Annotated in this window: 28 protein-coding genes; 26 read left to right on the top strand and 2 right to left on the bottom strand. The window is 59.9% G+C overall.

Annotation, left to right across the window (positions count from 1 at the left end):
• Positions 1 to 133: 133 nt before the first annotated feature.
• The gene (locus tag AB4N84_RS05145; RefSeq protein ID WP_074752849.1) at positions 134 to 1,375 is read left to right on the top strand and encodes an OprD family porin; all 1,242 of its coding nucleotides are present in this window, start codon (positions 134 to 136) and stop codon (positions 1,373 to 1,375) included.
• 66 nt (positions 1,376 to 1,441) lie between these two features.
• Complete coding sequence (locus tag AB4N84_RS05140) at positions 1,442 to 3,040, top strand: argininosuccinate lyase (RefSeq protein WP_460045463.1); 1,599 nt, start codon at positions 1,442 to 1,444, stop codon at positions 3,038 to 3,040.
• A 25-nt stretch (positions 3,041 to 3,065) separates the two neighbouring features.
• Here AB4N84_RS05140 and AB4N84_RS05135 read toward each other — a convergent pair whose 3' ends face one another.
• Positions 3,066 to 4,286, bottom strand: coding sequence for a cation:dicarboxylate symporter family transporter (locus AB4N84_RS05135; RefSeq protein ID WP_460045462.1), 1,221 nt, complete (start codon positions 4,284 to 4,286; stop codon positions 3,066 to 3,068).
• 133 nt (positions 4,287 to 4,419) lie between these two features.
• Here AB4N84_RS05135 and AB4N84_RS05130 point away from each other — a divergent pair, with 133 nt between their 5' ends.
• The gene (locus AB4N84_RS05130; RefSeq protein ID WP_460045461.1) at positions 4,420 to 5,355 is read left to right on the top strand and encodes a LysR family transcriptional regulator; all 936 of its coding nucleotides are present in this window, start codon (positions 4,420 to 4,422) and stop codon (positions 5,353 to 5,355) included.
• A 40-nt stretch (positions 5,356 to 5,395) separates the two neighbouring features.
• Here the strand turns inward: AB4N84_RS05130 and suhB are convergent, their stop codons facing one another.
• Positions 5,396 to 6,211 (bottom strand): type III secretion system regulator SuhB, encoded by an 816-nt coding sequence (gene suhB / locus AB4N84_RS05125; protein ID WP_074752845.1) that lies wholly within the window; start codon positions 6,209 to 6,211, stop codon positions 5,396 to 5,398.
• 236 nt (positions 6,212 to 6,447) lie between these two features.
• On the opposite strand from suhB, the gene trmJ reads away from it, so the two are divergent.
• The 23 genes from trmJ to AB4N84_RS05010 all read left to right on the top strand — a co-directional run bounded on the left by trmJ (position 6,448) and on the right by AB4N84_RS05010 (position 26,204).
• On the top strand, positions 6,448 to 7,221 hold the full coding sequence (trmJ, locus tag AB4N84_RS05120; protein ID WP_460045460.1) for a tRNA (cytosine(32)/uridine(32)-2'-O)-methyltransferase TrmJ: 774 nt from the start codon (positions 6,448 to 6,450) through the stop codon (positions 7,219 to 7,221).
• Positions 7,221 to 8,006 carry a serine O-acetyltransferase gene (cysE, locus tag AB4N84_RS05115; protein ID WP_074752843.1) on the top strand — a complete coding sequence of 262 codons (786 nt, stop codon included), beginning with the start codon at positions 7,221 to 7,223 and terminating at the stop codon, positions 8,004 to 8,006. The genes trmJ and cysE overlap by 1 nt, the downstream gene beginning before the upstream one ends.
• Positions 8,007 to 8,177: 171 nt before the next feature.
• Complete coding sequence (iscR, locus tag AB4N84_RS05110) at positions 8,178 to 8,669, top strand: Fe-S cluster assembly transcriptional regulator IscR (protein WP_074752842.1); 492 nt, start codon at positions 8,178 to 8,180, stop codon at positions 8,667 to 8,669.
• Positions 8,670 to 8,713: 44 nt separating this feature from the next.
• Positions 8,714 to 9,928, top strand: coding sequence for an IscS subfamily cysteine desulfurase (locus tag AB4N84_RS05105; RefSeq protein WP_074752841.1), 1,215 nt, complete (start codon positions 8,714 to 8,716; stop codon positions 9,926 to 9,928).
• A gap of 92 nt (positions 9,929 to 10,020) precedes the next feature.
• Entirely contained in the window at positions 10,021 to 10,407 is a 387-nt protein-coding gene (gene iscU / locus AB4N84_RS05100; protein WP_062383507.1) for a Fe-S cluster assembly scaffold IscU, read from the top strand.
• A 38-nt stretch (positions 10,408 to 10,445) separates the two neighbouring features.
• Entirely contained in the window at positions 10,446 to 10,769 is a 324-nt protein-coding gene (gene iscA, locus AB4N84_RS05095) for an iron-sulfur cluster assembly protein IscA (protein WP_074752840.1), read from the top strand.
• 8 nt (positions 10,770 to 10,777) lie between these two features.
• On the top strand, positions 10,778 to 11,296 hold the full coding sequence (gene hscB, locus AB4N84_RS05090; protein WP_460045458.1) for a co-chaperone HscB: 519 nt from the start codon (positions 10,778 to 10,780) through the stop codon (positions 11,294 to 11,296).
• A 45-nt stretch (positions 11,297 to 11,341) separates the two neighbouring features.
• Positions 11,342 to 13,204: a Fe-S protein assembly chaperone HscA gene (gene hscA, locus AB4N84_RS05085; RefSeq protein WP_460045457.1), complete on the top strand. Its 1,863-nt coding sequence runs from the start codon at positions 11,342 to 11,344 to the stop codon at positions 13,202 to 13,204.
• Positions 13,205 to 13,207: 3 nt separating this feature from the next.
• Complete coding sequence (fdx, locus tag AB4N84_RS05080) at positions 13,208 to 13,549, top strand: ISC system 2Fe-2S type ferredoxin (protein ID WP_062383494.1); 342 nt, start codon at positions 13,208 to 13,210, stop codon at positions 13,547 to 13,549.
• Positions 13,550 to 13,562: 13 nt separating this feature from the next.
• Positions 13,563 to 13,763 carry a Fe-S cluster assembly protein IscX gene (gene iscX / locus AB4N84_RS05075; RefSeq protein WP_460045456.1) on the top strand — a complete coding sequence of 67 codons (201 nt, stop codon included), beginning with the start codon at positions 13,563 to 13,565 and terminating at the stop codon, positions 13,761 to 13,763.
• 90 nt (positions 13,764 to 13,853) lie between these two features.
• Positions 13,854 to 14,279, top strand: coding sequence for a nucleoside-diphosphate kinase (gene ndk / locus AB4N84_RS05070; protein WP_074752836.1), 426 nt, complete (start codon positions 13,854 to 13,856; stop codon positions 14,277 to 14,279).
• Positions 14,280 to 14,306: 27 nt separating this feature from the next.
• Positions 14,307 to 15,455, top strand: a complete 1,149-nt coding sequence (gene rlmN, locus AB4N84_RS05065) for a dual-specificity RNA methyltransferase RlmN (protein WP_460045455.1) — start codon at positions 14,307 to 14,309, stop codon at positions 15,453 to 15,455.
• Positions 15,456 to 15,481: 26 nt separating this feature from the next.
• Entirely contained in the window at positions 15,482 to 16,240 is a 759-nt protein-coding gene (pilW, locus tag AB4N84_RS05060) for a type IV pilus biogenesis/stability protein PilW (protein ID WP_074752834.1), read from the top strand.
• Positions 16,240 to 17,268 carry a RodZ domain-containing protein gene (locus tag AB4N84_RS05055; protein ID WP_460045454.1) on the top strand — a complete coding sequence of 343 codons (1,029 nt, stop codon included), beginning with the start codon at positions 16,240 to 16,242 and terminating at the stop codon, positions 17,266 to 17,268. The genes pilW and AB4N84_RS05055 overlap by 1 nt, the downstream gene beginning before the upstream one ends.
• A 3-nt stretch (positions 17,269 to 17,271) precedes the next feature.
• The gene (ispG, locus tag AB4N84_RS05050; protein ID WP_074752832.1) at positions 17,272 to 18,381 is read left to right on the top strand and encodes a flavodoxin-dependent (E)-4-hydroxy-3-methylbut-2-enyl-diphosphate synthase; all 1,110 of its coding nucleotides are present in this window, start codon (positions 17,272 to 17,274) and stop codon (positions 18,379 to 18,381) included.
• 21 nt (positions 18,382 to 18,402) lie between these two features.
• A complete protein-coding gene (hisS, locus tag AB4N84_RS05045; protein ID WP_074752831.1) occupies positions 18,403 to 19,692 on the top strand; it encodes a histidine--tRNA ligase in 1,290 nt (429 codons plus the stop codon).
• 36 nt (positions 19,693 to 19,728) lie between these two features.
• Entirely contained in the window at positions 19,729 to 20,370 is a 642-nt protein-coding gene (locus tag AB4N84_RS05040) for a YfgM family protein (protein WP_460045453.1), read from the top strand.
• A complete protein-coding gene (gene bamB / locus AB4N84_RS05035; protein ID WP_074752829.1) occupies positions 20,363 to 21,514 on the top strand; it encodes an outer membrane protein assembly factor BamB in 1,152 nt (383 codons plus the stop codon). The genes AB4N84_RS05040 and bamB overlap by 8 nt, the downstream gene beginning before the upstream one ends.
• Positions 21,515 to 21,666: 152 nt before the next feature.
• Complete coding sequence (der, locus tag AB4N84_RS05030) at positions 21,667 to 23,136, top strand: ribosome biogenesis GTPase Der (protein WP_346829290.1); 1,470 nt, start codon at positions 21,667 to 21,669, stop codon at positions 23,134 to 23,136.
• A 119-nt stretch (positions 23,137 to 23,255) separates the two neighbouring features.
• Positions 23,256 to 24,404 carry a pyridoxal phosphate-dependent aminotransferase gene (locus AB4N84_RS05025; protein WP_074752827.1) on the top strand — a complete coding sequence of 383 codons (1,149 nt, stop codon included), beginning with the start codon at positions 23,256 to 23,258 and terminating at the stop codon, positions 24,402 to 24,404.
• Positions 24,392 to 25,183 carry an amidohydrolase gene (locus tag AB4N84_RS05020; protein WP_074752826.1) on the top strand — a complete coding sequence of 264 codons (792 nt, stop codon included), beginning with the start codon at positions 24,392 to 24,394 and terminating at the stop codon, positions 25,181 to 25,183. Before AB4N84_RS05025 ends, AB4N84_RS05020 begins: the two co-directional genes overlap by 13 nt.
• A gap of 58 nt (positions 25,184 to 25,241) precedes the next feature.
• A complete protein-coding gene (locus AB4N84_RS05015; RefSeq protein WP_460045451.1) occupies positions 25,242 to 25,676 on the top strand; it encodes a hypothetical protein in 435 nt (144 codons plus the stop codon).
• A gap of 120 nt (positions 25,677 to 25,796) precedes the next feature.
• On the top strand, positions 25,797 to 26,204 hold the full coding sequence (locus tag AB4N84_RS05010) for a hypothetical protein (RefSeq protein WP_460045450.1): 408 nt from the start codon (positions 25,797 to 25,799) through the stop codon (positions 26,202 to 26,204).
• Positions 26,205 to 26,336 lie beyond the last annotated feature (132 nt).

Genomic DNA, 26,336 nt, shown 5'->3' with positions numbered 1-26,336 from the left:
AATGGGTAGTAACTATATATTTTTAATCGCCAATCTCGCCGCGTAAGCTTTTCTCCGTGGCCCCGCGACGGACGCGTCGTCGGGCTCGCACGATAAATCTAATAAAAATCAGCGATGACACACGGGAATAAAAATGCATAAAAGCCCTGTTGCTCTTGGCCTCACGTCGGCTGCCTTCGGGCTGACCCTGGCGTTTCCTGGCTTCGCCGAAGCCGGTTTTCTCGAGGACAGCAAAGCTGATCTCGAACTTCGCAATTTCTACTTCAACAGTGACTACCGACAGGACGGCGCCAGCCAGTCCAAGCGTGACGAATGGGCCCAGGGCCTGATCCTCAACTATGAGTCGGGGTTTACCGACGGCACGGTCGGCTTCGGTGTCGATGCCATCGGCCTGTTCGGTCTGAAGCTGGATTCCGGTCCCGATCGTCGCAACAGCGGACTGCTGCCGGTCGGGGATGAAAAGGCCCCGGATGACTACGGCCGCGCAGGCGTGACCGCCAAGGCGCGAATCTCCAAGAGTGTGTTGCGGGTCGGCACCTTGCTGCCGAGATTGCCGACGGTACTCCCTAACGACGGCCGTCTGTTGCCGCAGACCTTTCGGGGTGCGCAGGTGACGTCCAGAGACATCGCCGACATGACCCTCAACGTCGGCCGCCTGACCAGCAACACCGAGCGCAACGACAGCGGGCACGAAGACATCGAGGCCGATGGCAAGGGCCTCAAGGGCGGTCGTCCCAGCGACAAGTTCGACTTCGCCAGCGCAAGCTACAACTGGAGCAAGGGGCTGACCACGTCTTACAACTACGGTGGGCTTGAAAACAACTACAAGCAGCACATCGTGACGCTGGTTCACAGCTTTGCGCTGAGCGAGTCGCAGTCATTCAAGAGTGACCTGCGTTACGCGCGCTCGCTCAAGGATGGTAATACCAACGTCGACAATACCGCCGTGGGCGCGAAGTTCACCTACAGCGTCGCAGGCCATGGTTTTGGCGTGGCGTATCAACGCATGAACGGCGAAACCGGGTTTCCGCACCTGGCGGGCACCGACTCCTTCCTCGTCAATTACGTGATGATTTCTCCAGATTTCGCCAACCCGGAGGAGCGCTCATGGCAGGCCCGTTACGACTACGACTTTGCAGCGGTGGGCTTGCCCGGCTTGAGCTTCATGACTCGCTACCTGCAGGGCGACAACTTCGCTCGCGGCAACAAGGAAGGCACCGAGTGGGAACGCAACAGCGACATTGCCTACGTGTTCCAGAGCGGCGCGCTGAAGAACCTCGAACTGAAGTGGCGCAACGGCACCTACCGCAGTAACGGCGGCAACAACATCGACCAGAACCGCGTCATCGTCAGCTACACGCTGCCGCTGCTCTGAGTGCCGAAGCTTTTATCACCTTCCCAATAACGCTCATCTTCGGCACTCGCCGCAACGGAGCTTGATATGCCCACAAGAAAGTCCCTCATCCATCTGGCCATCGCCTTCGCGCTGTTCAACAGCTATGGCGCTTATGCGGCCAACACGGCCGAGTTGCCGTGTGCGACGACCGAGCAATGCGCTGCCCAGGCGGCGAAAATCGGCGCCACGGTCGATAAATCGAGCGCCAAAGGCAACAAAGGCGAAAGCCAGTTTTCCTGGCTGAACCGCATCAACAAAGCCTCGATCGTCATGCTGACCGAAGAGGGCATTGTGAAACCCGAGATGGGCCAGAAGATCGCGACCGGCGTGCGCTACGCCATCGATCAGGCCGACCAGCCCAATGGCAAGCGCCCGTCCGATGTGCTGCAACTTGAGCAGATCATGACCGACAAGATCGGCCCGGAAGCGTCGCTGATTCACTCCGGTCGCAGTCGCCAGGACATGCTCGCCACCTACCGTCTGGCCAAACTGCGTTCGGACGTGCTGGCCTACAGCGAAGCCATGAACGCGACCCGTAAACGCCTGCTGGACCTGGCCGACAAGAATATCGACACGCTGATTCCGGCCTACACCAACGGCGTTCAGGCGATGCCGATCACTTACGCGCACTATTTGCTGGCGTTCGAGGCCTCGTTTGATCGCGATGGGCAGCGGATCCGCGAGCTGTATCAACGCCTGAACCAAAGCCCGATGGGCACTGCCGTGTTGGCCAACTCCGCTTACCCGCTGAACCGCGAGCGCATGGCCGAGTTGCTGGGCTTCGACGGCGTGCGTGAGAACTCCCTGGATTCCAGTCAGATTTCCACCTACGACATCCCGATCGAGGCAGCGAATATCGCGTCGTCCTCGGCGATTCGGGTGGGCGCGATGATTGGCGACATCCACACCCAATACCACCAGATTCGGCCGTGGTTGTTACTGGACGAGGCGAAGACCTACACCAGCAGCGCGATGCCGCAGAAACGGAATCCGGGGTTGCTGATGCGTGCGCGGGAAAGCGCGTCCGACGTGGTGGGCCTGGCGCAAAGCGTGACCCTGCGCGCGCACAACGTCACGCCTGGCATGACCGACTACAAGTTCGCCTTCGACTCGCTGGGTGTGTTCGATTCGACCAAAGCCATGTTCGGCGTCATGGATGCCGTGCTTGATGCGTTACAGGTCAATCCGCAGCGCGCCCGCGAAGAACTGGAAAACGAGTGGACCACCTCGATGGAGCTGGCGGACACGCTTGAGCGTACGCAGAAAGTGCCATTTCGCATTGGCCACAGCTTCGCGTCACTCATCGTCGAGCAGGCCCGCGATCAAGGCCTGACGCCAAAAACCTTCCCGTATGCCGACGCGCAAAAGCTCTACACCCAGGCGGCGGACAAGTATCAGTGGAAGCCGAATACCCTGCCGCTGGATGAGTCGACGTTCCGCGCGTCGCTGTCGCCGGAAAACATGGTCAAGACCCGCAAAGGCACCGGTGGACCTCAGCCCGAAGAGGTCAAACGCATGCTGGCCGAGGCGCACAAGACGCTGGATGCCGATCAGGCGTGGCTGCGTGAACGTCGAGAGAAGTTGACCCAGGCGGAAGGTAACCTGGATCGGGCGTTCGAGAAGTTGCTGTCGTCCAAAGGCTGATGTCAGTCGGTTTCTGCCCGGTGGGTTACGTCCTTCGGGCAGAAACAAAAGCAACGGCATTCTGCCAGCGCGCAATCGCCAGGCACGCCACGCAATTGCCCAGCACGTTGGTCAACACCCTGCACTTCATCAGGCGTTCCACGCCCAACAGCAAGCCGACACCTTCCAGCGGTACGAGGTGAAACAGGTTCAGCGTCGCGATCAATGTGAAGAAGGCCGAACCCGCCATGCTGGTAGAGCCCAAGGACGTCACCAGTGATATCAGCAGCAGCGTCAGCAGTTCGCTGCCGGTCAGTTCGATCCCCGCCATTTGCGCCAGAAACAGTGCCGCCGTGATCAGGTAGATATTTGAACCGCTGAGGTTGAAGGTGTAGCCGGTGGTCAGCACCAGGCGCGTCAGCTGGCGGTCGCAGCCCAGGGTCTGCATCTTCTCGATCAGGCCAGGCAGTGCGGCCACGGAGGAACCGGTGAACGTTACCAGCAGCAACTCGTCCTTCAGATGCGCGATCAACCGCCATAGCGACACCCCGGAGGTTTGGGCTACGGGGGCCAATACCAGCAGCACGAAGGCGGCCGATGCCAGGTACATCACGGCGACGAACTTGAGCAGCGGTAATGCCGACGCCGGGCCGAAACGCCCGATGGTGAAGGCGATGGCGCCAAAAGCGGCAAGCGGTGCGAAACGCAGAATGACCTTCAGAACCCTGAAGAGCAGGCCCACGGCCTTTTCCAGCAACGTGCGCAAGGCATCGGCATGACGATGCCCCTCTGCGCGGGCGAGCAGGGCACCTGCCAATAACCCGGCGAGCATGATCGGCAGTATCGGGTTTTGCACGAGTGCATGGCTGACGACAGCCCCTGCGGCTGACCACGAAAATTCGCCTGGGGTGTTGGCCGCATCGATCACGGGCAGGGACAGATTTGACGCGCTGGATGCGACGCCGTTACCCGGGTGCAGGGCTTCAGCGATCAGGCACCCCATCGACAACGACAGCAGCGCCATCGTCTGGAAATAGATCAGGACCCTGCACCCCAAGCCGCGTTGCCTGACCTGCAAACCGGCGACGCCCGACGCGATCAGGAGGAACATCATGAAAGGCATCAGCCAGCCGATGATGCGAATGAAACCATCGCTCAGTGGTTTCATGGCAACGGCAAGTCGCGGGTCAGAAGCGCCCAGCAGCATGCCGCAGGCGATGGCCATGAGCAGTTGGAGCGTGGGATTGCGCAGAAGCCTGAGTGGCATCGGTGTTCCGGGTTTCGGCGTATTTATTGTTATGAACGTGCCTTGTCAGCGCTGGATGGATTGGGCACGCTTGCCGGTCAATGTCGCGTTGATCGGGCGGCCATCATAAAACCTTGAGGCGGGATAGACCACCATGGAGCTTCGTCATCTGCGCTATTTCGTCATGGTGGCCGAGGAGCGGCATTTCACACGCGCCGCCGCTCGCCTGCACATGCAGCAACCGCCACTCAGCCAGCAAATTCGAGCGCTGGAAGACGAACTCGGGTTCGACCTGTTCAAGCGTCATCCCAAGGGCGTAGATCTCACGGCGGGTGGTCTGGTATTCCTACAGGAAGCGCAGGGCATTCTGGCGCGTGTCAAAGAGGGTTCGCTCAAGGCGTCTCGTGCCGCTCACGGTATCGAAGGCCAGTTGAGCATCGGCTTCACCAGTTCGGCCGCCGCCCATCCGCTGATCCCGCGCATCATTCGTGCTTATCGTGAGCGTTATCCCGGCGTGGCGGTTTCACTCAAGGAGGGGAGTGCGAAAAAGCTCACTGACATGAGCATCGAGGGCGGTGTCGACGTCGGCATCCTGCGAGCGCCGGTCAGTCGTCATCAGAGCATTGAGTTTCATCGCCTGCTCAACGAGGAAATGCTGCTCACCTTGCCGGTGGGGCATAGGTTGCTGGCGGAGCATGATCCGTCTGCCAAGCCTCCGTCGATTTCGCTCGATGACCTGCAGGATGAGCAGTTCATTCTCGTGCGACGGCCCGGCGCTCCCGGGATGTACGCCAACCTGATCAAAGCCTGTCAAAACGCAGGCTTCAATCCGAAGATTGCCTTCGAGGTGGAGCGCATGCTGACCAACGTCAGCCTGGTGGCTGCGGGCGCAGGAATCTCCATCGTCCCGGCTTCGATGAAGGACGTGCACAAAGAGAGTGTCGTCTACTGTCCGATTGCCCATGCCAGGCCTCGGCTGCATGCACCGATCACGCTGGTGTGTCGCAGCTTTAATCAGCTGCCGCCGCTGCAGAACTTCATTGATCTGTCGCGCGAGTTGAGCGGGCGAAGGGCGCTGCAGCGGGCATAAAAAAACCGGCACAGGGCCGGTTTTTTTGCAGCGTTGAAGCTTAGCGCTTCAGCGAGGCTGGCACGTACGGAGCGATCGAGGTCAGTACGGCTTTGAAGCACTTGGTGTTGCCGGCAACGATGTGGCCTTTCTCAAGGAATTCGTGGCCACCGTTGAAATCGCTGACCAGTCCGCCTGCTTCCTGAATCAGCAGGGCGCCTGCGGCCATGTCCCATTCGGACAGACCCGACTCCCAGAACGCATCAAAGCGACCGGCAGCGACGTAGGCCAGGTCCAGGCTTGCTGCGCCAGCGCGGCGGATGCCGGCGGTCTGGCCAACCAGCGAACGGAACATGTTCAGGTAGTTCTCGAGGTTGTCCAGCTGGTTTTCGCGGAACGGGAAGCCGGTGCCGAGGAGGGCGCCTTCCAGGCTCTTGCGAGGGCTGACGCGCAGGCGACGACCGTTGAGTTGCGCACCACGGCCACGGCTGGCGGTGAATTCTTCCTGACGGACCGGGTCCAGAACAACGGCGTGTTCCAGGCGACCACGGTATTTGCAGGCAATGCTGACCGCGAAGTGCGGAACGCCGCGAACGAAGTTGGTGGTGCCGTCCAGCGGGTCGATGACCCACAGGTAATCGGCGCCTTCACCGCTGCCTTCGTGCAGGCCGGTTTCTTCGCCGAGGATGCCGTGGGTTGGGTAAGCCTTTAGCAGGGCGTCAATGATGACTTTTTCTGCCGCGCGATCGACCTCGGTGACGTAGTCTTTCGCGTCTTTTTCGTCGACCTTGATGGTATCCAGGCGCTCGATGGAGCGGAAAATCAATTCGCTGGCGCTGCGGGCGGCGCGCAGCGCGATATTCAGCATGGGCTGCATGGATGTATCACCTAGGTCGTTAAAGAGAGCCGGGCATTCTATGGGTTCTTTCCGACGATTTCCAGCGCGAGTGCAGCCTTTGCCCTGCGTCCGGTCGCCTCATGACCCCTTGATCGTCACTGGCCCCGCGGGCCTTAACGGTGTATCTAGGTCGAATGGCGCACGGGTTCATAGCCTTGCGCCGGGTGCTTCTGTAAGATTCGTCCCCCTTTTCACCTGCTAGCGAGACTTCACCAGTGCTGCAAAATATTCGTGTCGTCCTGGTCGGTACCAGTCATCCGGGAAATATCGGTGGCGCTGCTCGTGCCATGAAGAACATGGGGCTTTCGCGTCTGGTGCTGGTCGATCCGGCGATGTTCCCGCACCACGAAGCGGACGCCCGTGCGTCGGGGGCGGGCGACATTCTGGAAGGTGCCCAAGTGGTCGCGACGCTTGAAGATGCGCTCGTGGGCTGCAACCTCGTGCTGGGTACCAGCGCCCGTGATCGCCGCATTCCCTGGCCGTTGCTCGACCCACGCGAAGCGGGCGTGAAAACCGTTGAGCACGCCGCACAGGGCGAAGAGATCGCCCTGGTGTTTGGCCGTGAGTACGCGGGGCTGACCAACGAAGAGCTGCAGCGCTGCCATTACCACGTGCACATCCCGTCCGACCCGGAATTCAGCTCGCTGAATCTGGCGGCTGCGGTGCAGGTCCTGAGCTACGAAACCCGCATGGCGTGGCTCGCAGCAGGCGGACAGGCGACCAAGGTCGAGAAGTTCGAGGTCAATTCCGTGCGCAGCACCGAGCTTGCGACAATGGATGAGATGGAAAAATTCTATGAGCATCTGGAGGCCACGCTGGTGAATATTGGCTTCCTCGATCCGGAAAAGCCTCGTCATCTGATGGCCAGGTTGCGCCGGCTCTACGGGCGATCCGCTGTAAACCGATCTGAAATGAGCATTTTGCGCGGCATCCTCACCGAGACCCAGAAAGCGGCCAACGGCGAGCCCTACAAGCGGAAGGATCAGTGATGTTCGAGCGTCTGCGAGAAGACATTCAAAGCGTGTTTCACCGTGACCCGGCAGCCCGAAACGCATTCGAAGTGCTGACCTGCTATCCCGGTATGCACGCCATATGGTTGCATCGTTTGTCTGGCTGGCTGTGGCGCAAGGACTTGAAGTGGCCGGCCCGTATGGTCTCCAACTTCGGTCGCTGGTTGACGGGTATCGAAATCCACCCCGGCGCCAAAGTCGGGCGGCGCTTCTTTATCGATCACGGCATGGGCATCGTCATCGGCGAAACAGCCGAGATCGGCGATGACGTGACGCTTTATCAGGGTGTGACCCTGGGCGGCACCAGTTGGAACAAAGGCAAGCGGCATCCCACGCTGGAATCCGGCGTTGTCGTGGGGGCGGGTGCGAAGGTGCTGGGCCCGTTTACGGTGGGCGCGGGCGCCAAAGTCGGTTCCAACGCCGTGGTGACCAAGCCGGTGCCGGCGGGTGCGACAGTGGTCGGTATTCCCGGGCGGATCATCGTCAAGTCCGACGACAGCGAGGCTGAAGCCAAGCGCAAGGCGATGGCCGAGAAGATCGGTTTCGATGCGTACGGTGTGAGCGAAGACATGCCAGACCCTGTCGCCAAAGCGATCGGTCAGTTGCTGGATCACCTGCAAGCGGTGGATGTGCGCATGGAAGACATGGGCAAGGCGCTCAAGAGTCTGGGGTGCGAATACCGCGAGAAGGCCCTTCCGGAGTTGCATCAGGAAGTCTTCGATTGCATCAAGGAACGCAGCGAAACCAAAGCCGTCCACGACTAAAGGAGGGGGTGGGGGCTGGAAAACGCAGAAGTGCCATTCCAGCCTGGGTTTTGCTATGATGCGGCCCGCTGTTTTGCGGGTAATCCCGACTGTTTCACTAGGTCTTATAGTTGACTTAAATACTCGGGAATAGCATACTCGCCCTCATTCCGAACCTCCGCGGTACACGTCATGCGACTGACTACAAAGGGCCGATACGCCGTCACTGCCATGCTGGATCTGGCATTGCACGCGCAGCATGGGCCAGTGTCTCTGGCCGACATCTCCGAGCGGCAGGGGATTTCCCTTTCCTACCTCGAGCAACTGTTCGCCAAGCTGCGCCGCAGCAACCTGGTGTCCAGCGTGCGTGGGCCCGGCGGTGGCTACCAGCTGTCCCGCACGATGCAAGGCATTCAAGTGGCGCAGGTGATCGATGCGGTCAACGAATCGGTCGATGCGACACGTTGTCAGGGACTCGGTGATTGCCATGCTGGCGATACCTGTCTGACCCACCATTTGTGGTGTGACCTCAGCCAGCAGATTCACGAATTTCTAAGCGGTATCAGCCTGGCCGACCTCGTCACTCGCCGTGAAGTGCAGGAAGTCGCCCAACGTCAGGATCTGCGTCGTTGCAACAACAAGACGCAGCAACTGGACAAGATTGAAACATCCGCCGTTGAGTGAACGCAGATGAACGCGCGGCGCGCCTGCCCGATAGGAGATATTCAATGAGATTGCCGATTTACCTCGATTATTCCGCGACGACCCCGGTCGACCCGCGTGTTGCGCAGAAAATGAGCGATTGCCTGCTGGTTGATGGCAACTTCGGTAACCCGGCGTCGCGCTCCCACGTCTTCGGCTGGAAAGCAGAAGAGGCGGTCGAGAATGCCCGTCGTCAGGTCGCTGATCTGGTCAACGCCGACCCGCGTGAAATCGTCTGGACCTCCGGTGCTACCGAATCCGACAACCTGGCGATCAAAGGCGCTGCGCATTTCTATGCCTCCAAAGGCAAGCACCTGATCACCAGCAAGATCGAACACAAGGCTGTCCTCGACACCATGCGCCAACTGGAGCGTGAAGGTTTCGAAGTCACGTATCTGGAGCCGACTGAAGACGGTCTCATCACTCCGGCCATGATCGAATCGGTTCTGCGTGACGACACCATCCTGGTTTCGATCATGCACGTGAACAACGAAATCGGCACCGTGAACGACATCGCTGCGATTGGCGAGCTGACCCGTTCGCGTGGCGTGCTGTTCCATGTCGACGCCGCTCAGTCCACCGGCAAGGTCGACATCGACCTGTCGAAACTGAAAGTCGACATGATGTCCTTCTCGGCCCACAAGACCTACGGTCCAAAGGGCATTGGCGCGCTGTACGTGAGCCGCAAGCCGCGTGTTCGCATCGAAGCGACCATGCACGGTGGCGGTCACGAGCGCGGCATGCGTTCGGGCACATTGGCCACTCACCAGATCGTCGGCATGGGTGAAGCGTTCCGCGTCGCCAAAGAAGACATGGCTGCCGAGAACGTGCGCATCAAGGCACTGAGCGACCGTTTCTATAAGCAGGTCGAGCACCTGGAAGAGCTGTACGTCAACGGCAGCATGACCGCTCGCGTACCGCACAACCTGAACCTGAGCTTCAACTACGTCGAAGGCGAGTCGCTGATCATGGCGCTCAAGGACCTCGCGGTGTCGTCCGGTTCTGCATGCACCTCGGCTTCCCTGGAGCCGTCCTACGTGCTGCGCGCCCTGGGTCGCAACGACGAGCTGGCGCACAGCTCGATCCGTTTCACCTTCGGCCGTTTCACCACGGAAGAAGAGATTGACTGGGCTGCGCAGAAAGTTTGCGAGGCTGTCACCAAGCTGCGCGCTCTGTCGCCGCTGTGGGACATGTTCAAAGACGGTGTCGACATCTCCAAAATCGAGTGGGCGGCGCACTAATTTAAAGTCGCCACAGATGCGGCGCTTTAAAAACGCGTTGTCCGGTTTTTGAAGTGTCGCGAGAGCGATTTACCTGATGAGAGGATTGCACCATGGCTTACAGCGAAAAGGTCATTGACCACTACGAGAACCCGCGCAACGTCGGCAAGATGAACGCGGAAGATCCTGATGTCGGCACCGGCATGGTCGGCGCTCCAGCGTGCGGCGACGTGATGCGCCTGCAGATCAAGGTTAACGAGCAAGGCATCATCGAAGACGCCAAGTTCAAGACCTACGGCTGCGGTTCTGCCATCGCTTCCAGCTCCCTCGCCACCGAGTGGATGAAGGGCAAGACCCTGGACGAAGCAGAAACCATCAAGAACACCCAACTGGCGGAAGAGCTGGCGTTGCCGCCGGTGAAAATTCACTGCTCCGTACTCGCTGAAGATGCCATCAAGGCCGCTGTTCGCGATTACAAGCAGAAGAAAGGCCTGCTCTAAGCAGTCTTCATCCCGCTTGCAAGAGGTAAGGAGTTCCGATGGCTATCAGCATGACCGAAGCTGCCGCAAACCACGTGCGTCGCTCCCTTGAAGGGCGTGGCAAAGGTGATGGCATTCGTCTGGGTGTTCGTACGACCGGGTGTTCTGGCCTGGCGTACGTCCTCGAGTTCGTCGACGAGCCGGAAAGCGAAGACTCGGTGTTCGAATATCATGGCGTCAAGGTGATCATCGATCCCAAGAGCCTGGTTTACCTCGACGGCACCGAGCTCGATTTCGTCAAGGAAGGGTTGAACGAAGGCTTCAAGTTCAACAACCCCAACTCGCGCGGTGAATGTGGCTGCGGCGAAAGCTTCAACGTTTGAGGCTGACTGTGGGCACTCCTTGTCATTTCGCTTTATTCGATCTGCAGCCGGGCTTCCGTCTGGATCTAGACCTGCTGGCGACGCGTTACCGCGAGCTTGCCCGTAGCGTGCACCCCGACCGCTTTGCTGACGCCCCCGAGCGTGAGCAGCGCGTTGCGCTGGAGCGCTCGGCGAGCTTGAACGATGCCTATCAGACGCTGAAGAACGCGCCTAAACGGGCGCGCTATCTGTTGGCGCTCAAGGGCGAGGTTCCGCTTGAAGTCACCGTGCAGGACCCCGAGTTTCTGATGCAGCAGATGCAATGGCGCGAAGAACTCGAGGACTTGCAGGACGAAGCGGACCTGAACGGTGTCGCGACGTTCAAGCGTCGGCTCAAGGTTGCGCAGGAAGAACTGAACGAAAGCTTCGCGGCCTGTTGGGATGATGCTGCACAGCGTGAGCAGGCCGAAAGGCTGATGCGCCGTATGCAGTTCCTCGACAAGCTCTCTTACGAAGTGCGCCAGCTGGAAGAGCGCCTCGACGATTAACCCCGCGCCGCCCTTGGGCGGCGCGCCAGTGATATCAGAAAAGCAATGGCTCTACTGCAGATCGCCGAACCCGGCCAAAGTCCAAAACCTCATCAGCGCCGTCTGGCCGTCGGGATTGATCTCGGCACCACCAACTCGCTGGTGGCTGCGTTGCGCAGCGGCATCAGTGAACCGCTTCCCGATCAGAACGGGCAGGTCATCCTGCCGTCAGCGGTGCGTTACCACGCCGATCGCGTCGAAGTGGGCCAGTCGGCCAAAGACGCTGCCGCCGCCGACCCCTTGAACACGATCATTTCGGTCAAGCGCCTGATGGGGCGCGGCATCTCCGACGTCAAGCATCTGGGCGAGCAACTGCCTTACCGCTTCATTGGCGGTGAGTCGCACATGCCGTTCATCGAGACGGTTCAGGGCGCCAAAAGCCCCGTTGAAGTCTCTGCCGATATCCTGAAAGTACTGCGTCAGCGTGCCGAAGCGACGTTGGGTGGCGATCTGGTCGGTGCGGTGATTACCGTGCCTGCCTATTTCGACGATGCTCAGCGTCAGGCGACCAAAGACGCCGCCAAGCTGGCGGGGCTGACGGTCCTGCGTTTGCTCAACGAGCCTACCGCGGCGGCCGTGGCTTATGGTCTGGACCAGAACGCCGAAGGGGTCGTGGCCATCTATGATCTGGGCGGCGGCACCTTTGACATCTCGATTCTTCGCCTGACCGGCGGTGTGTTCGAAGTCATGGCCACCGGCGGCGACAGCGCGCTGGGCGGCGACGATTTCGACCACGCCATCGCGAGCTGGATCATCACTGAGGCTGGTCTTTCCGATGACCTCGATCCTTCGGCGCAGCGCAGTCTGATGCAGACCGCCTGTGCCGCCAAGGAAGCGCTGACGGACACTGACTCGGTCGATGTCGTACACGGTGCGTGGACGGGCGTGCTGACCCGTGCAGCGTTCGAAGCGCTGATTGAACCGATGATCGCCCGCAGCCTCAAGGCCTGCCGTCGCGCGGTGCGTGACAGCGGGATCGAACTGGATGAAGTGGAAGCGGTGGTCATGGTCGGCGGTTCGACCCGTGTGCCTCGTGTTCGCGCAGCCGTTGCCGAGCTGTTTGGTCGTCAGCCGTTGACCGAAATCGACCCTGATCAAGTGGTGGCCATCGGTGCCGCGATCCAGGCCGACACACTGGCGGGTAACAAGCGTGACGGCGGCGAGCTGTTGCTGCTGGACGTGATTCCACTGTCCCTGGGGCTTGAAACCATGGGCGGTCTGATGGAGAAAGTGATCCCGCGTAACACCACGATTCCGGTGGCGCGTGCTCAAGAGTTCACCACCTACAAAGACGGCCAGTCGGCCATGATGATTCACGTGCTGCAAGGCGAGCGTGAATTGATCAGCGACTGCCGTTCGCTGGCGCGTTTTGACCTGCGCGGCATCCCCGCCATGGTCGCCGGCGCCGCCAAGATTCGTGTCACTTTCCAGGTCGACGCCGACGGTCTGCTCAGCGTGTCCGCTCGGGAACTGGCGTCCGGCGTGGAGTCCAGCATCCAGGTCAAGCCGTCTTACGGTCTGACCGACGGCGAAATCGCTCGCATGCTCAAGGATTCGTTCCAGTATGCCGGCGATGACAAGGTCGCTCGTGTCCTGCGTGAACAGCAGGTCGACGCCCAGCGTCTGATCGAAGCCGTCGAAGGTGCGCTGCAGGCCGATGGCGAGCGCTTGCTCGATGCCGAAGAGCGCATGGTTATCGACATGCAGGTGGACGAACTCCGTGAATTGATGAAGGGCACCGACGGTGCGGCCATCGAGCAGCAGACCAAGCGTCTGTCGCAGGTGACCGATGCCTTCGCAGCCCGCCGCCTGGACTCGACGGTGAAAGCCGCGTTGGCAGGGCGCAACCTGAATGAGATTGAGGAATAACTGATGCCGCAGGTCATTTTTCTGCCACACGCCGAGCATTGCCCGGACGGTATGGTTGTCGAGGCCGAAACCGGCAAGTCGATTCTTGAAGTGGCGCATGACAACCACATCGAAATCGAGAGCGCTTGCGGCGGCGTCTGTGCCTGCACCACCTGTCACTGCATCATTCGCGAGGGTTTTAATTCCCTGGAAGAGGCTGACGAGCTGGAAGAGGACTATCTTGATCGTGCCTGGGGTCTTGAGGCGCAGTCGCGTCTGTCCTGTCAGGCGAAGGTCGGCACTGAAGACCTGACCGTCGAGATCCCGAAATATTCGCTTAACCATGCAGCCGAAGCGCCGCACTGACCGAGGGATTGTCATGAGCTACGGTTGGAATGATGTACAGCGTATCGCTGAGGAGCTTGCCGAGGCCTACCCGGGCGTTAACCCGTACTCGGTCAGCTTCGTCAAACTGCAGGAGATGATTACAGGGTTGCCTGGTTTCGATAAGAATTCGGGGCGGGTCGGTGAGAAGGTGCTGGAAGCGATCCAGCCCCTCTGGGCCGATGAAATAGACTGATCATCTTTGCACGTTAGGCAATACACCAGAACCCGCGTATAATTCGCGGGTTTAATTTTTCGCAACAATCACTGTTTCTGGAGTTACACCATGGCTGTTCAACGTACTTTCTCGATCATCAAGCCTGACGCCGTTGCTAAAAACGTAATCGGCGAAATCACCACCCGCTTCGAAAAAGCCGGTCTGCGTGTTGTGGCGTCGAAACTGAAGCAACTGTCCAAGGCCGAAGCAGAAGGTTTCTACGCTGAGCACAGCGCTCGTGGTTTCTTCGGCGATCTGGTTGCTTTCATGATCTCCGGTCCGGTTGTCGTTCAGGTTCTGGAAGGCGAAAACGCCATCGCTCTGAACCGCGAGCTGATGGGCGCTACCAACCCTAAAGAAGCAGCTGCTGGCACTATCCGTGCTGACTTCGCTGATTCCATCGACGCCAACGCTGTTCACGGCTCGGACTCCGAAGCTGCTGCTGCTCGCGAAATCGCTTACTTCTTCGCTGCTACCGAGGTAACCGCTCGCTAAGCTGCTGCTGCGAGTGAGGGTGAATCCATGACTGATACAACTGGCAAAATCAACCTGTTGGGTCTGACCCAGCCGGAAATGGAAAAATTCTTCGAGTCGATCGGGGAGAAACGCTTCCGCGCCGGTCAGGTCATGAAGTGGATTCACCATTTTGGCGTCGATAATTTCGAAGCCATGACGAACGTTGGCAAGGCGCTGCGCGAAAAGCTCGAGTGTCGTGCCGAAATTCGGGGTCCTGAAGTCGTCAGCGAGGACATTTCCACCGACGGTACCCGTAAATGGGTCGTTCGCGTGGCGTCCGGCAGCTGCGTCGAGACCGTCTACATTCCGCAAGGCAAACGCGGCACCCTGTGTGTCTCGTCCCAGGCGGGCTGCGCGCTGGATTGCAGCTTCTGCTCTACCGGCAAGCAAGGCTTCAACAGCAACCTCACCGCCGCCGAAGTGATCGGTCAGGTGTGGATTGCCAACAAATCTTTCGGCAGTGTCCCGGCTACCGTCGACCGTGCCATCACCAACGTGGTGATGATGGGCATGGGTGAGCCATTGCTGAACTTCGACAATGTCATCTCCGCCATGCATCTGATGATGGATGACTTCGGCTATGGCATCTCCAAACGCCGGGTGACCTTGTCCACCTCGGGCGTGGTCCCCATGATCGATGAGCTGGCCAAGCACATTGACGTTTCGCTGGCCCTTTCGCTGCACGCGCCGAACGACGCGTTGCGCAACCAGCTGGTGCCGATCAACAAGAAGTATCCCTTGAAGATGCTGCTCGAGTCCTGCCGCAACTACATGTCGGCATTGGGCGAGAAGCGCGTGCTGACCATCGAATACACGCTGCTCAAGGACATCAACGATCGTCCTGAGCACGCGGTCGAGATGATCGAGCTGCTCAAGGACACGCCTTGCAAGATCAACCTGATCCCGTTCAACCCGTTCCCGCATTCGGGTTACGAGCGTCCCAGCAACAACGCGATCCGCCGTTTCCAGGATCTGCTGCATCAAGCCGGGTATAACGTCACCGTGCGTACCACGCGCGGTGAGGACATCGATGCTGCCTGTGGCCAGTTGGTCGGGCAGGTCATGGACCGCACGCGTCGCAGCGAACGTTACATCGCTGTGCGTGAGCTCAGTGCCGAGACCGACGGGGCTCAGGTCACCGCGGCCCGTACCTGACTGCGAATTTGACTGAGAGGATCTCTATGTCCCTGCGCGTTGCGCTGCTCCTGTGTTTTGCCACGTTGCTGGTAGGTTGTGTGTCCACTGGCAACGTCGATCCGCTGAGTACCGGCAAGGGACGTGAAGAAGCTCGTCATGCCTATGTGCAATTGGGCCTCGGCTATCTGCAGCAGGGTCAGATGGAGCGGGCGAAAGCGCCGCTGAAAAAGGCGCTTGAGCTGGACAGCTCGGACGCCGACGCGAACGCTGCCCTGGGACTCGTCTTTCAAGCCGAGCTCGAACCCGAGCTGGCCAATGAGTATTACACCAAGGCACTGTCCTCACGTCCCAAGGATGCCCGCATTCTCAACAACTACGGTGGCTTTCTTTACGAGCAGAAGCGCTACAAGGAAGCTTATGAGCGCTTTCAGCAGGCCGCCGATGATAATCTCTACGCCGAGCGTGCCAGGGTGTTCGAGAACCTGGGCATGACGTCCCTGATGCTGGGGAATCGTGACGCAGCACTGGAAGAATTCAACAAAGCCTTGAGGCTTGATCGCCAACAACCACGCGCATTGCTCGAAATGGCTGAGATGTCTTACGAAGACAGGCATTATGTGCCGGCGCGTGACTATTACGACCGTTTCAGCCAGCTTAGCGAGCAGAATGCACGTAGTCTGTTGCTGGGTACGCGGTTAGCGAAGGTTTATGACGATCGCAACAAGGCAGCCAGTTATGGCCTGCAACTAAAAAGACTCTATCCCGGTACGCCGGAATATCAGCAATACCTGTCGGAGCAATGATGAAAGCGGCGCATCCCGAAGTTGTAGCAGCCACTCGCAGGAACCCTGGTGAAACGTTGCGCCAGGCTCGCGAGAGCAGAAACTGGTCGCTGCCAGATGTGGCTTTGAGGCTGAACCTCACCGCGACGTCCCTGGGTTATGTGGAGGCGGGCGATTTCGACAAGCTCCCCGGCCATACCTTTGCCCGGGGTTACATTCGTGCCTACGCGAAACTGATGGACCTTGACCAGGCAGCCCTGGTCAACGAGTTCGATCAGTACACCGGCACCGACGGCAAGGGCAGCAACGTACATGCCCTGGGTCGAATCGAAGAGCCTGTGCGCCTGTCCCACAATATCCTGCGCATTGTCAGCCTGTTGCTGCTGATTGCGCTGATCGGTGGGGGGTTTGTCTGGTGGCAGGATCAGGCGACTCTGCGCGGCAAGGAACCAACCAGTCTCGGAATGGAGCATGTCGAAGTCGAAAGTGCTGACGGCACCACCCAGATTCATCCGCTGGACGAGCCGGAAGATCAGGCGGTTACTGAAGCCCAGGGCAGCACGCCAGCGCCGCTGCCGTTGAATAACGCCGAGCCGGCCGCAGCCGTACCGACCGCGCCGACCACCACCGCACCGACCACCACCGAGCCAGCCACAGGTGCAACAGCGGCTGCGCCTGCGCACGGCACGGCTGCCACGCCTGCTGCTCCCGCGCACACCGCGCCGACGACGCCAGCCACGGCTGCCGTGCCTGCGCCAGCGCCTGCACAAGCACCAGCGACCACTGAGGCAGCGCCGGCGCCTGCCGGTTTCGGTCAGGTGCACATCGCATTCAACGCCGATTGCTGGTTTCAGATCACCGACGGTAACGGCAAGGTGCTGACCAGTGGCCTCAAGCGCTCTGGCGACACCGTCGATGTCAGCGGCAAGCCACCTCTGGCGGTGCGACTGGGCGTGGCCCGTGCTGCACAGGTCAGCTACAACGGTCAGCCGGTCGACGTCGCACCTTTCACTTCGGGCCAGACGGCTCGCATGAAGTTGGGGCAATAAGTCATGCACGGCGAATCTCCGATCAAACGTCGCGAATCTCGTAAAATCTGGGTCGGCTCGGTGCCGGTCGGCGGTGATGCCCCGATCGCGGTACAGAGCATGACCAACAGCGACACGAACGACGTCGCTGCAACCGTCGCTCAGATCAACCGTCTGGAGGCCGCAGGCGTGGACATCGTCCGCATTTCGGTCCCGGACATGGACGCCGCCGAGGCGTTCGGTCGTATCAAACAGCTGGTCAAGGTGCCGCTGGTTGCCGACATCCACTTCGACTACAAGATCGCCCTGCGTGTGGCCGAGCTTGGCGTCGATTGCCTGCGGATCAACCCGGGCAACATTGGCCGTGAAGACCGTGTTCGCGCGGTGGTCGATGCTGCGCGTGATCGCGGCATTCCCATTCGTATCGGCGTCAACGCCGGTTCGCTGGAAAAAGACCTGCAGAAGAAATACGGCGAGCCGACCCCGGCGGCGTTGGTCGAGTCCGCGCTGCGCCATGTCGAGCACCTTGATCGCCTTGATTTCCAGGACTTCAAGGTCAGCGTCAAAGCGTCCGATGTGTTCATGGCCGTCGAAGCCTACCGCCTGTTGGCCAAGCAAATTGTCCAGCCATTGCACCTTGGCATCACCGAAGCCGGTGGATTACGTTCAGGCACAGTGAAATCGGCCGTCGGCCTAGGTATGCTGCTGGCCGAAGGAATCGGCGATACCATTCGTATCTCGCTGGCCGCTGATCCCGTCGAGGAAGTGAAAGTCGGTTACGACATCCTCAAGTCGCTGCACCTGCGTTCCCGTGGCATCAACTTCATCGCCTGTCCGAGCTGCTCGCGGCAGAACTTCGATGTGGTCAAGACCATGAACGAGCTGGAAGGGCGCCTTGAAGATCTGCTGGTCCCGCTCGATGTCGCGGTGATCGGTTGTGTGGTGAACGGTCCGGGCGAAGCCAAGGAAGCCCATATCGGCCTCACTGGCGGTACGCCGAACCTGATCTACATCGATGGCAAGCCGTCGCAAAAGCTGACCAATGACAATCTGGTGGACGAGCTTGAACGCTTGATCCGCGAGAAAGCGGCCGAGAAGGTCCAGGCCGACGCAGCGCTGATCGTTCGCGGCTAACCCAGTTTCCAAGGAATTTTTGTGAGTAAGTCCCTGCAAGCCATTCGTGGCATGAACGACATCCTGCCGGACCAGACGCCACTGTGGCGCTACTTCGAAGGCACCGTATCGCGTCTGCTGGATAACTACGGTTATCGCCAGATTCGCATGCCGATCGTCGAGTTCACCGAGCTGTTCAAGCGCTCTATCGGCGAAGTCACCGACATCGTCGAGAAAGAGATGTACACCTTCGCCGACCGTAACGGCGACTCGCTGACCCTGCGCCCTGAAGGCACGGCGGCGTGCGTCCGTGCGGTGCTCGAGCACGGCATCACCGGCGGCGGCCAGGTGCAGAAGCTCTGGTACATCGGCCCGATGTTCCGCCACGAGCGTCCACAGAAAGGCCGTTATCGCCAGTTCCACCAGATTGGCTGTGAAGTGTTCAACCTTGACGGTCCGGACATCGACGCCGAGCTGATCGTGCTGACCTGGCGCCTGTGGGGCCTGCTGGGCATCCGCAACGCGGTCAAGCTCGAACTCAACAGCCTTGGCACCAGCGAAGCGCGTGGACGCTACCGCGAAGCGCTGGTCGAGTACCTCTCGGCCCGCCTCGAACAGCTGGACGAAGACAGCCAGCGCCGTCTGAAAACCAACCCGCTGCGCGTGCTCGACACCAAACACCCTGAAACCCAGGCTGTGCTGGTCGATGCGCCGAAGTTGGCGGACTATCTGGACGAAGAGTCGCGGGTTCACTTCGAAGGCCTCAAGGCGCGTCTCGACGCGGCAGGCATTCCTTATGTGATCAACCCGAAACTGGTCCGTGGCCTGGATTACTACAGCAAGACCGTTTTCGAATGGGTCACCGATCAACTGGGTGCTCAGGGCACCGTCTGCGCGGGCGGTCGTTACGACGGCCTGGTCGAGCAGATGGGCGGCAAGCCGACCACCGGCGTTGGCTTCGCTATGGGCATCGAACGCCTGGTGCTGCTGCTGGAAACCCTGGAGCAGATCCCGGAAGAGATTTCGCGCACGATCGACGTGTACGTCTGTGCCTTTGGCGAAGCCGCAGAGTTGGCCGCGCTGGCATTGTCGGAGCGTCTGCGTGATCAGGCGCCGAACCTGCGTCTGCAGGTCAACGCCGGAGCTGGCAGCTTCAAGAGCCAGTTCAAGAAAGCCGACAAGAGCGGCGCGCTGTATGCGCTGATCCTGGGCGATGAAGAGCTGGCCCGCAAGGAAGTGGGCGTCAAGCCTCTGCGCGGTCAGGGCGAACAACAAAATATTGCCTGGGATGCTCTTTCCGAGCACCTGGCCACCTGCATCGTGCAGGGTTGAAGCTGATAAACAGCCGAATTAGATAGGAGTATTGGGGTGTCGAGTACCGATGATGAACAGCTGGCGGCGGTAAAAGACTGGTGGCAGCGTAACGGCAAGCCCCTGGTCACCGGCGGTCTGCTCGCGGTGATCGTTGTGTTGGGCTGGCAAGCCTGGCACCGCTATCAGAACAACCAGGCACAAGGTGCTTCGGCCCTGTATCAACAGTTGCTGGAAACAGCCTTGACCCCAAGTGGTCAGGCCGATGCCGGTCGTGTCGCGGAGATTGCCGGCAAGCTGAAAAGCGAATTCGGTGGCACCCCGTACGCACAGTACGGCAGCCTGTTCGTGGCCAAGGTCGCGGTCGAAACCGGCAAGCTGGACGATGCTGCAAGCGAATTGAAAGCGGTGAATGACAAGCCAGCCAACCCGACACTGGGCGAAATCGCCCGTCAGCGTCTGGCTCGCGTGCTCGCCGCACAGAACAAGGCAGAAGACGCGCTGAAGCTGCTCGACGCTCAGGTCGACAAGGCATTCGCGGCCAGTCGTGAAGAGCTGCGCGGTGATCTGCTGGTTCAGCTGGGTCGTACCGACGATGCTTATGCTGCATACAAAAAGGCCAAGGCTGCGCTGTCCGAGGAAGCGGCAGTGGGTGGCTTGCAAATGAAGCTCGACGATCTGGCGAAAGGGGATGCGTGACGTGATTCGTTGGAAACATGCAGCATTGCTGGCTCTGGCCGTTTTGGCCGCGGGTTGCAGCAGCAACACCAAAAAGGAATTGCCTCCGGCCGAGCTGACCGACTTCAAAGAAGAAGTGGTCCTGCAAAAGTTGTGGAGCCGTTCGGTCGGTGACGGCCAGGGCGACATCTACAACATGCTGGTTCCGGCCATCGACGGCGAGAACATCTACGCAGCTGATGCCAACGGTCTGGTCATGGCGATCAACCGTAGCAACGGCGACGTGGTCTGGAAGAAAGAGCTCGAGCAGCCTGTTTCCGGCGCGGTCGGCGTGGGTTCTGGCATGGTCATGCTCGGCACCCTGCGCGGTGAGGTGATCGTCCTCGACGAAGCCACCGGCGAGCAGAAGTGGAAAGCCAAGGCGACCAGCGAAGTGTTGTCTTCGCCGGCCACCAACGGTGACGTAGTGGTCGCTCAGACCCAGGACGACAAGGTCATCGGTTACGATGCCGTGACCGGTGATCAGCGCTGGATCTACGAAAGCAGTCCTGCGGTTCTGACTCTGCGCGGCACCGGTGCTCCGATTGTCACCAACCAGCTGGCGATTGCAGGCCTGTCGACCGGTAAGGTCGTGGCACTGGACATCAGCAATGGCGTGCCGGTCTGGGAGCAGCGCGTAGCGATTCCGCAAGGTCGTTCCGAACTGGACCGCGTGGTCGACATCGATGGCGGCCTGCTGTTGTCCGGCTCGACCCTTTACGTCGCGACCTATCAAGGCCGTGTCGCGGGTCTGGAGCTGCAGAGCGGCCGTGTGCTGTGGCAGCGTGATGCATCGAGCTACTCGGGCGTTGCCCAGGGCTTTGGCAGCGTCTACGTTTCCCTGGCCAACGGCACGGTTGAAGGCGTCGATGAGCGTTCTTCCACCGCGCTGTGGAGCAACGACTCGCTGGCTCGCCGCCAGTTGGGTTCGCCGGAAGTGTTCTCCAGCTACGTAGCGGTGGGCGACATGGAAGGTTACCTGCACCTGCTGAGTCAGGTTGACGGTCACTTCGTCGGCCGTGAAAAGATCGACAGCGACGGCCTGCGTGCACGCCCGCTGGTGTCGGGCAACACCATTTACGTCTTCGGCAACAGCGGCAAGCTGGAAGCCCTGACGATCAAGTAGTGGCTGTCTATGCTTGAGGAGGCCAGCCAACCGGCTTTCCTCGGGCAGCCCCGCTCTGACGGGGCTTGCGGCACTTCGGGTGCCGCTCCGAACTCCGGCCGCTGCCTTGCAGCGGCTTTTGTATTTTCTGAAATAACGAAGTGGAGAGCCGCATGGTTCCCGTAATCGCCCTGGTGGGTCGACCGAACGTCGGCAAGTCCACCTTGTTCAACCGCCTGACCAGGACTCGCGACGCCATCGTCGGCGACTTGTCCGGTCTGACCCGTGATCGCCAATACGGTGAGGCCAAGTGGCAAGGGCGTACCTACATCCTGATCGACACCGGCGGTATTTCCGGTGATGAGCACGGCATGGACGAAAAGATGGCCGAGCAGTCGCTGCTGGCCATCGAAGAAGCCGATGTCGTGTTGTTCCTGGTGGACGCCAAGGCTGGCTTCACCGCCGCCGACCAGATGATTGGCGAGCACCTGCGCAAGCGCAACAAGACCTCGTACGTGGTCGCCAACAAGGTCGACAACATCGACCCTGACATGGCCCGCGCCGAGTTCGCGCCACTGGGCATGGGCGACGCGATTCCGGTTGCCGGTGCACACGGTCGCGGCATCACGCAGATGCTGGAAATCGCCTTGAGCGAATTCCCGAAAGACGCGGACGAAGTGGAAGAGGGTGAAGAAGAGGACGTTGCTGAAGGCGAAGAAGCCAAGCGCATCCCGGGCCCGAGCGAGAAAGACGGTATCAAGATCGCGATCATCGGCCGTCCGAACGTGGGCAAGTCGACGCTCGTCAACCGCATGCTCGGCGAAGACCGCGTCATCGTCTACGACCAGCCCGGCACCACGCGTGACAGCATCTACATCCCGTTCGAGCGCAACGACGAGAAGTACACGCTGATCGACACCGCCGGTGTGCGCAAGCGCGGCAAGATCCACGAGGAAGTCGAAAAGTTTTCGGTGGTGAAAACCCTGCAGGCGATCAAAGACGCCAACGTGGTGATCTTCGTCATGGACGCCCGCGAAGGCGTGGTGGACCACGACCTGAACCTGCTGGGCTTCGCCCTTGAAGCGGGCCGTGCACTGGTCATCGCGTTGAACAAATGGGACGGCATGGTCCCGAGCGAACGCGACTACGTGAAGACCGAGCTGGAACGCCGGTTGTTCTTCGTCGACTTCGCCGACATCCACTTCATCTCGGCGCTGCACGGCACGGGCGTGGGTAACCTCTACCAGTCGGTTCAGAACTCGTTCAAATCTGCCGTGACCCGCTGGCCGACCAGCCGCCTGACGCAGATTCTCGAAGATGCCGTCAGCGAGCACGCGCCACCGATGGTTGCCAGCCGTCGAATCAAACTGCGTTATGCCCACTTGGGCGGCGCCAACCCCCCGATCATCGTGATCCACGGTAACCAGGTCGACAAGGTACCGAAGTCTTACGTTCGCTACCTCGAAAACACCTACCGTCGGGTGCTCAAGCTGGTGGGTACGCCGATTCGCATCGAGTTCAAAGGTGGCGAGAACCCGTACGAAGGCAACAAGAACACGCTGACCGACCGTCAGGTCAACAAGAAGCGTCGCTTGATGTCGCACCACAAGAAGGCCGACAAGAAGCGCAAGGACAAGCGCTGATTTTGTAATGGTCTTTCTTCGAAAAAGGCGCCTTTGGCGCCTTTTTTTGTGTTCGCCGTATGGGCTATCCTGCGAGTCCCCGTGCCGTTCTGGAGCCGGGTGTGGAGCAGGAAAACCCTATGATCACCAGCAAATTGCCGAACGTTGGCACCACCATCTTTACCGTGATGTCCCAGCTTGCAGCCGAAACCGGGGCGATCAATCTTTCTCAGGGTTTTCCCGATTTCGATGGGCCCGACGCACTGCGTGAGGCCCTCTGCCGTCACACCATGGACGGTCACAACCAATACGCACCGATGACCGGCCTGCCGGCATTGCGGGAGCAGGTGGCCGCCAAGATCGCCCGATCCTATGGGCGTCAGGTCGACATGAATACCGAGGTCACGATCACCCCGGGCGCGACCCACGCGATTTTCTGCGCGATTCAGACCGTGGTACGCGCAGGCGATGAAGTGATCGTTTTCGATCCGAGTTACGACAGTTACGAGCCCTCGGTGGAGCTTGCGGGCGGTCGTTGTGTGCACGTGCAACTCAAGGACGGTGATTTCTCCATCGACTGGGAAAAGCTCAATGCCGCGCTGAGCCCTCGTACCCGCATGATCATTATCAACACGCCACACAACCCCAGTGGTGCGTTGATTACCCGTGACGAGCTTGACCAGTTGGCGGCCCTGATCCGGGATCGCGACATCTATCTGGTCAGCGATGAAGTCTATGAGCACCTGGTGTTCGACGGCGTGAAGCATGCCAGCGTGCTTGCCCATGAAGAGCTGTATCAGCGCGCCTTCGTGGTCAGCTCCTTCGGCAAGACCTACCACGTCACGGGCTGGAAAACCGGCTATCTGGTCGCGCCACCTGCGCTGACCGCCGAAATGCGCAAGGTCCACCAGTTTGTCGGGTTCTGCGGTGTGACGCCTCTGCAGTGGGCCTTGGCTGACTACATGGCGCAATGTCCTGAACATGTAGAAGAGCTTCCCGCGTTCTATCAAGCCAAACGGGACTTCTTCTGTGATCAACTGGAGTCGTCGCGTTTCACCTTCACGCGAGCCGCAGGGACTTACTTCCAACTGGTCGATTACTCGCAGATCCGTCCGGACCTGAACGACGTCGAGATGTCTTTGTGGATGACCCGAGAGCATGGCGTCGCGAGTATTCCTATCTCCGTGTTCTATCAGAGTCCGCCTGAAGGCCAGCGCATCATCCGGCTGTGCTTTCCCAAGCGAGAGGAGACGTTGCGTCAGGCAGCGGAAAAACTATGCGCGATCTGAGCGATCTGCCGAACCTGAACATCGCCCTGGTACAGACCACGTTGGTCTGGCACGACTGCAAAGCCAACCACGCGCATTTCGAGGATTTGCTGGATCAGGCGCAGGGTGCCGATCTGGTGATTCTGCCGGAGATGTTTACCACCGGCTTCTCGATGGAGTCCGAAGCACTCGCCGAGCCCGAAAACGGCGTGACGTCCAAGTGGCTGCTGGCGCAGGCCAAGCGCATCAATGCTGTCGTGACCGGAAGCGTCATTGTGCGGTCGGCCGATGGCAGTCATCGCAATCGCCTGTTATGGGCGCGGCCTGACGGCGAGCTCCTGCACTACGACAAGCGCCACCTCTTCCGCATGGCGGGTGAGCATGAGCATTACAGTCCGGGTGAGCGCCAGGTGCAGTTCGAACTCAAAGGCTGGCGGATTCGTCCGCTGATTTGCTACGACCTGCGGTTCCCGGTCTGGAGCAGAGACGCGCGCGACACCGACTTGCTGTTGTACACCGCCAACTGGCCGGGGGCCCGCCGTCAACACTGGAACCGTCTGTTGCCCGCTCGGGCCATCGAGAACCTGTGTTACGTGGCGGCAGTGAACCGCATCGGCACCGACGGCAAAGGCTTTGCCTACACCGGCGACAGTCAGGTGCTGGATTTTCAGGGCGAGAGTCTGTTGAACATCGGCGAGGCCGACGGTGTTTTCCACGTCAGCCTGTCTGCCGAAAGCCTGGCGGCGTACCGGCAGAAATTCCCGGCATATCTCGACGCTGATACATTCGAGATACACTAAGTTCATAGAGTTTGAGGGGGGCTCGGTCGATAGCGTTGTACCAAAACAGGAGATCGGTATGACCACCATCAACGCGTCCTCACTCACTTCGTACTCCAGCACCTTCACCGTCGCCGTCAAGAAAGACACCACGACCGCGACGGCCGACAGCGACGACACGTCGACCACGGCTGCTGCGGCTTCGACCTCAGCCTCGGGCGCTGCAGGCGGCGCACCGGCTGCAGGCGGCGCCAGCGGCAGCTCGGACTCTTCCAGCGAAAGCGAGCAGGCGATCGAGAAGCTTGAGCAGCAGATCAAGGAAACCGAGAAGCGCTTGCAGGAGCAAGAACAGCAATTGGCCGCGGCTCAGGCGAGCAAAGGCTCCGACGAAGAAAAATCCCAGCGCGTGATGGCCATTCAAGGCCAAATTTCGACGACCACCGCCAGCCTGGCCACTCAAGAAGCGGCGCTGGTGCAACTGCAGAAGTCCGGCAGCATCAACACCACCGCCTAACACGTCGACGAGAAGCGCTCCACGGTTGACGCCGTGGGGCGCTTCTGCGCGCGCATGAAAGACGACCTTCAGTTCTGTGTAAGCCGGCCGATACAAAGTGCACTAAACAGGAGTTTGATCATGACCACTATCAACACCAGTTCGTTGAGTGCTTACTCCAGCGTATTCACGGCTGGCTTCAAGAATGATGAGTCCACCAAAAGCGATGCGACGACCGCCAGCGTGAACCTGCGCGGCAATGTGTATCAATCGCCAGGCGCTTCCAAGTCCGGCGAGGCGGAGAGCGGCGGTTCGCCGCAAGAGCAGGCCATCAAGCAGTTGCAGGAGCAGATCAAGCAGACCCAGAAGATCCTCCAGCAACAGCAGCAGCAATTGGCCGTTGCTCAGAACAGCAAGGCGCCTGATCAAGAGAAGGCCACGCAGGTGCTGGCCATCCAACAGCAGATTTCCGGCACGATGGCGCAACTGAGCGCGCAGCAGGCCGCGCTGCTGGAATTGATGAAAGGCACAGTCAAAACCACCGCGTGATCTAATCCACGCGAACAAAAAAAGGCCCTGAAGTCTTCACTTCAGGGCCTTTTTTGTAGCGCGTATATAACGGTTATCTGAGCGGTTGTTTCGGCTCTGCGGGAGCGAACTCATTCGCGAGAGGCCAGTCCA

The organism is Pseudomonas sp. S2_H01 (assembly GCF_054668305.1).
The sequence above is the reverse complement of the archived record's forward strand: the minus strand, read 5'-3'. Positions and strand labels throughout refer to the sequence as shown.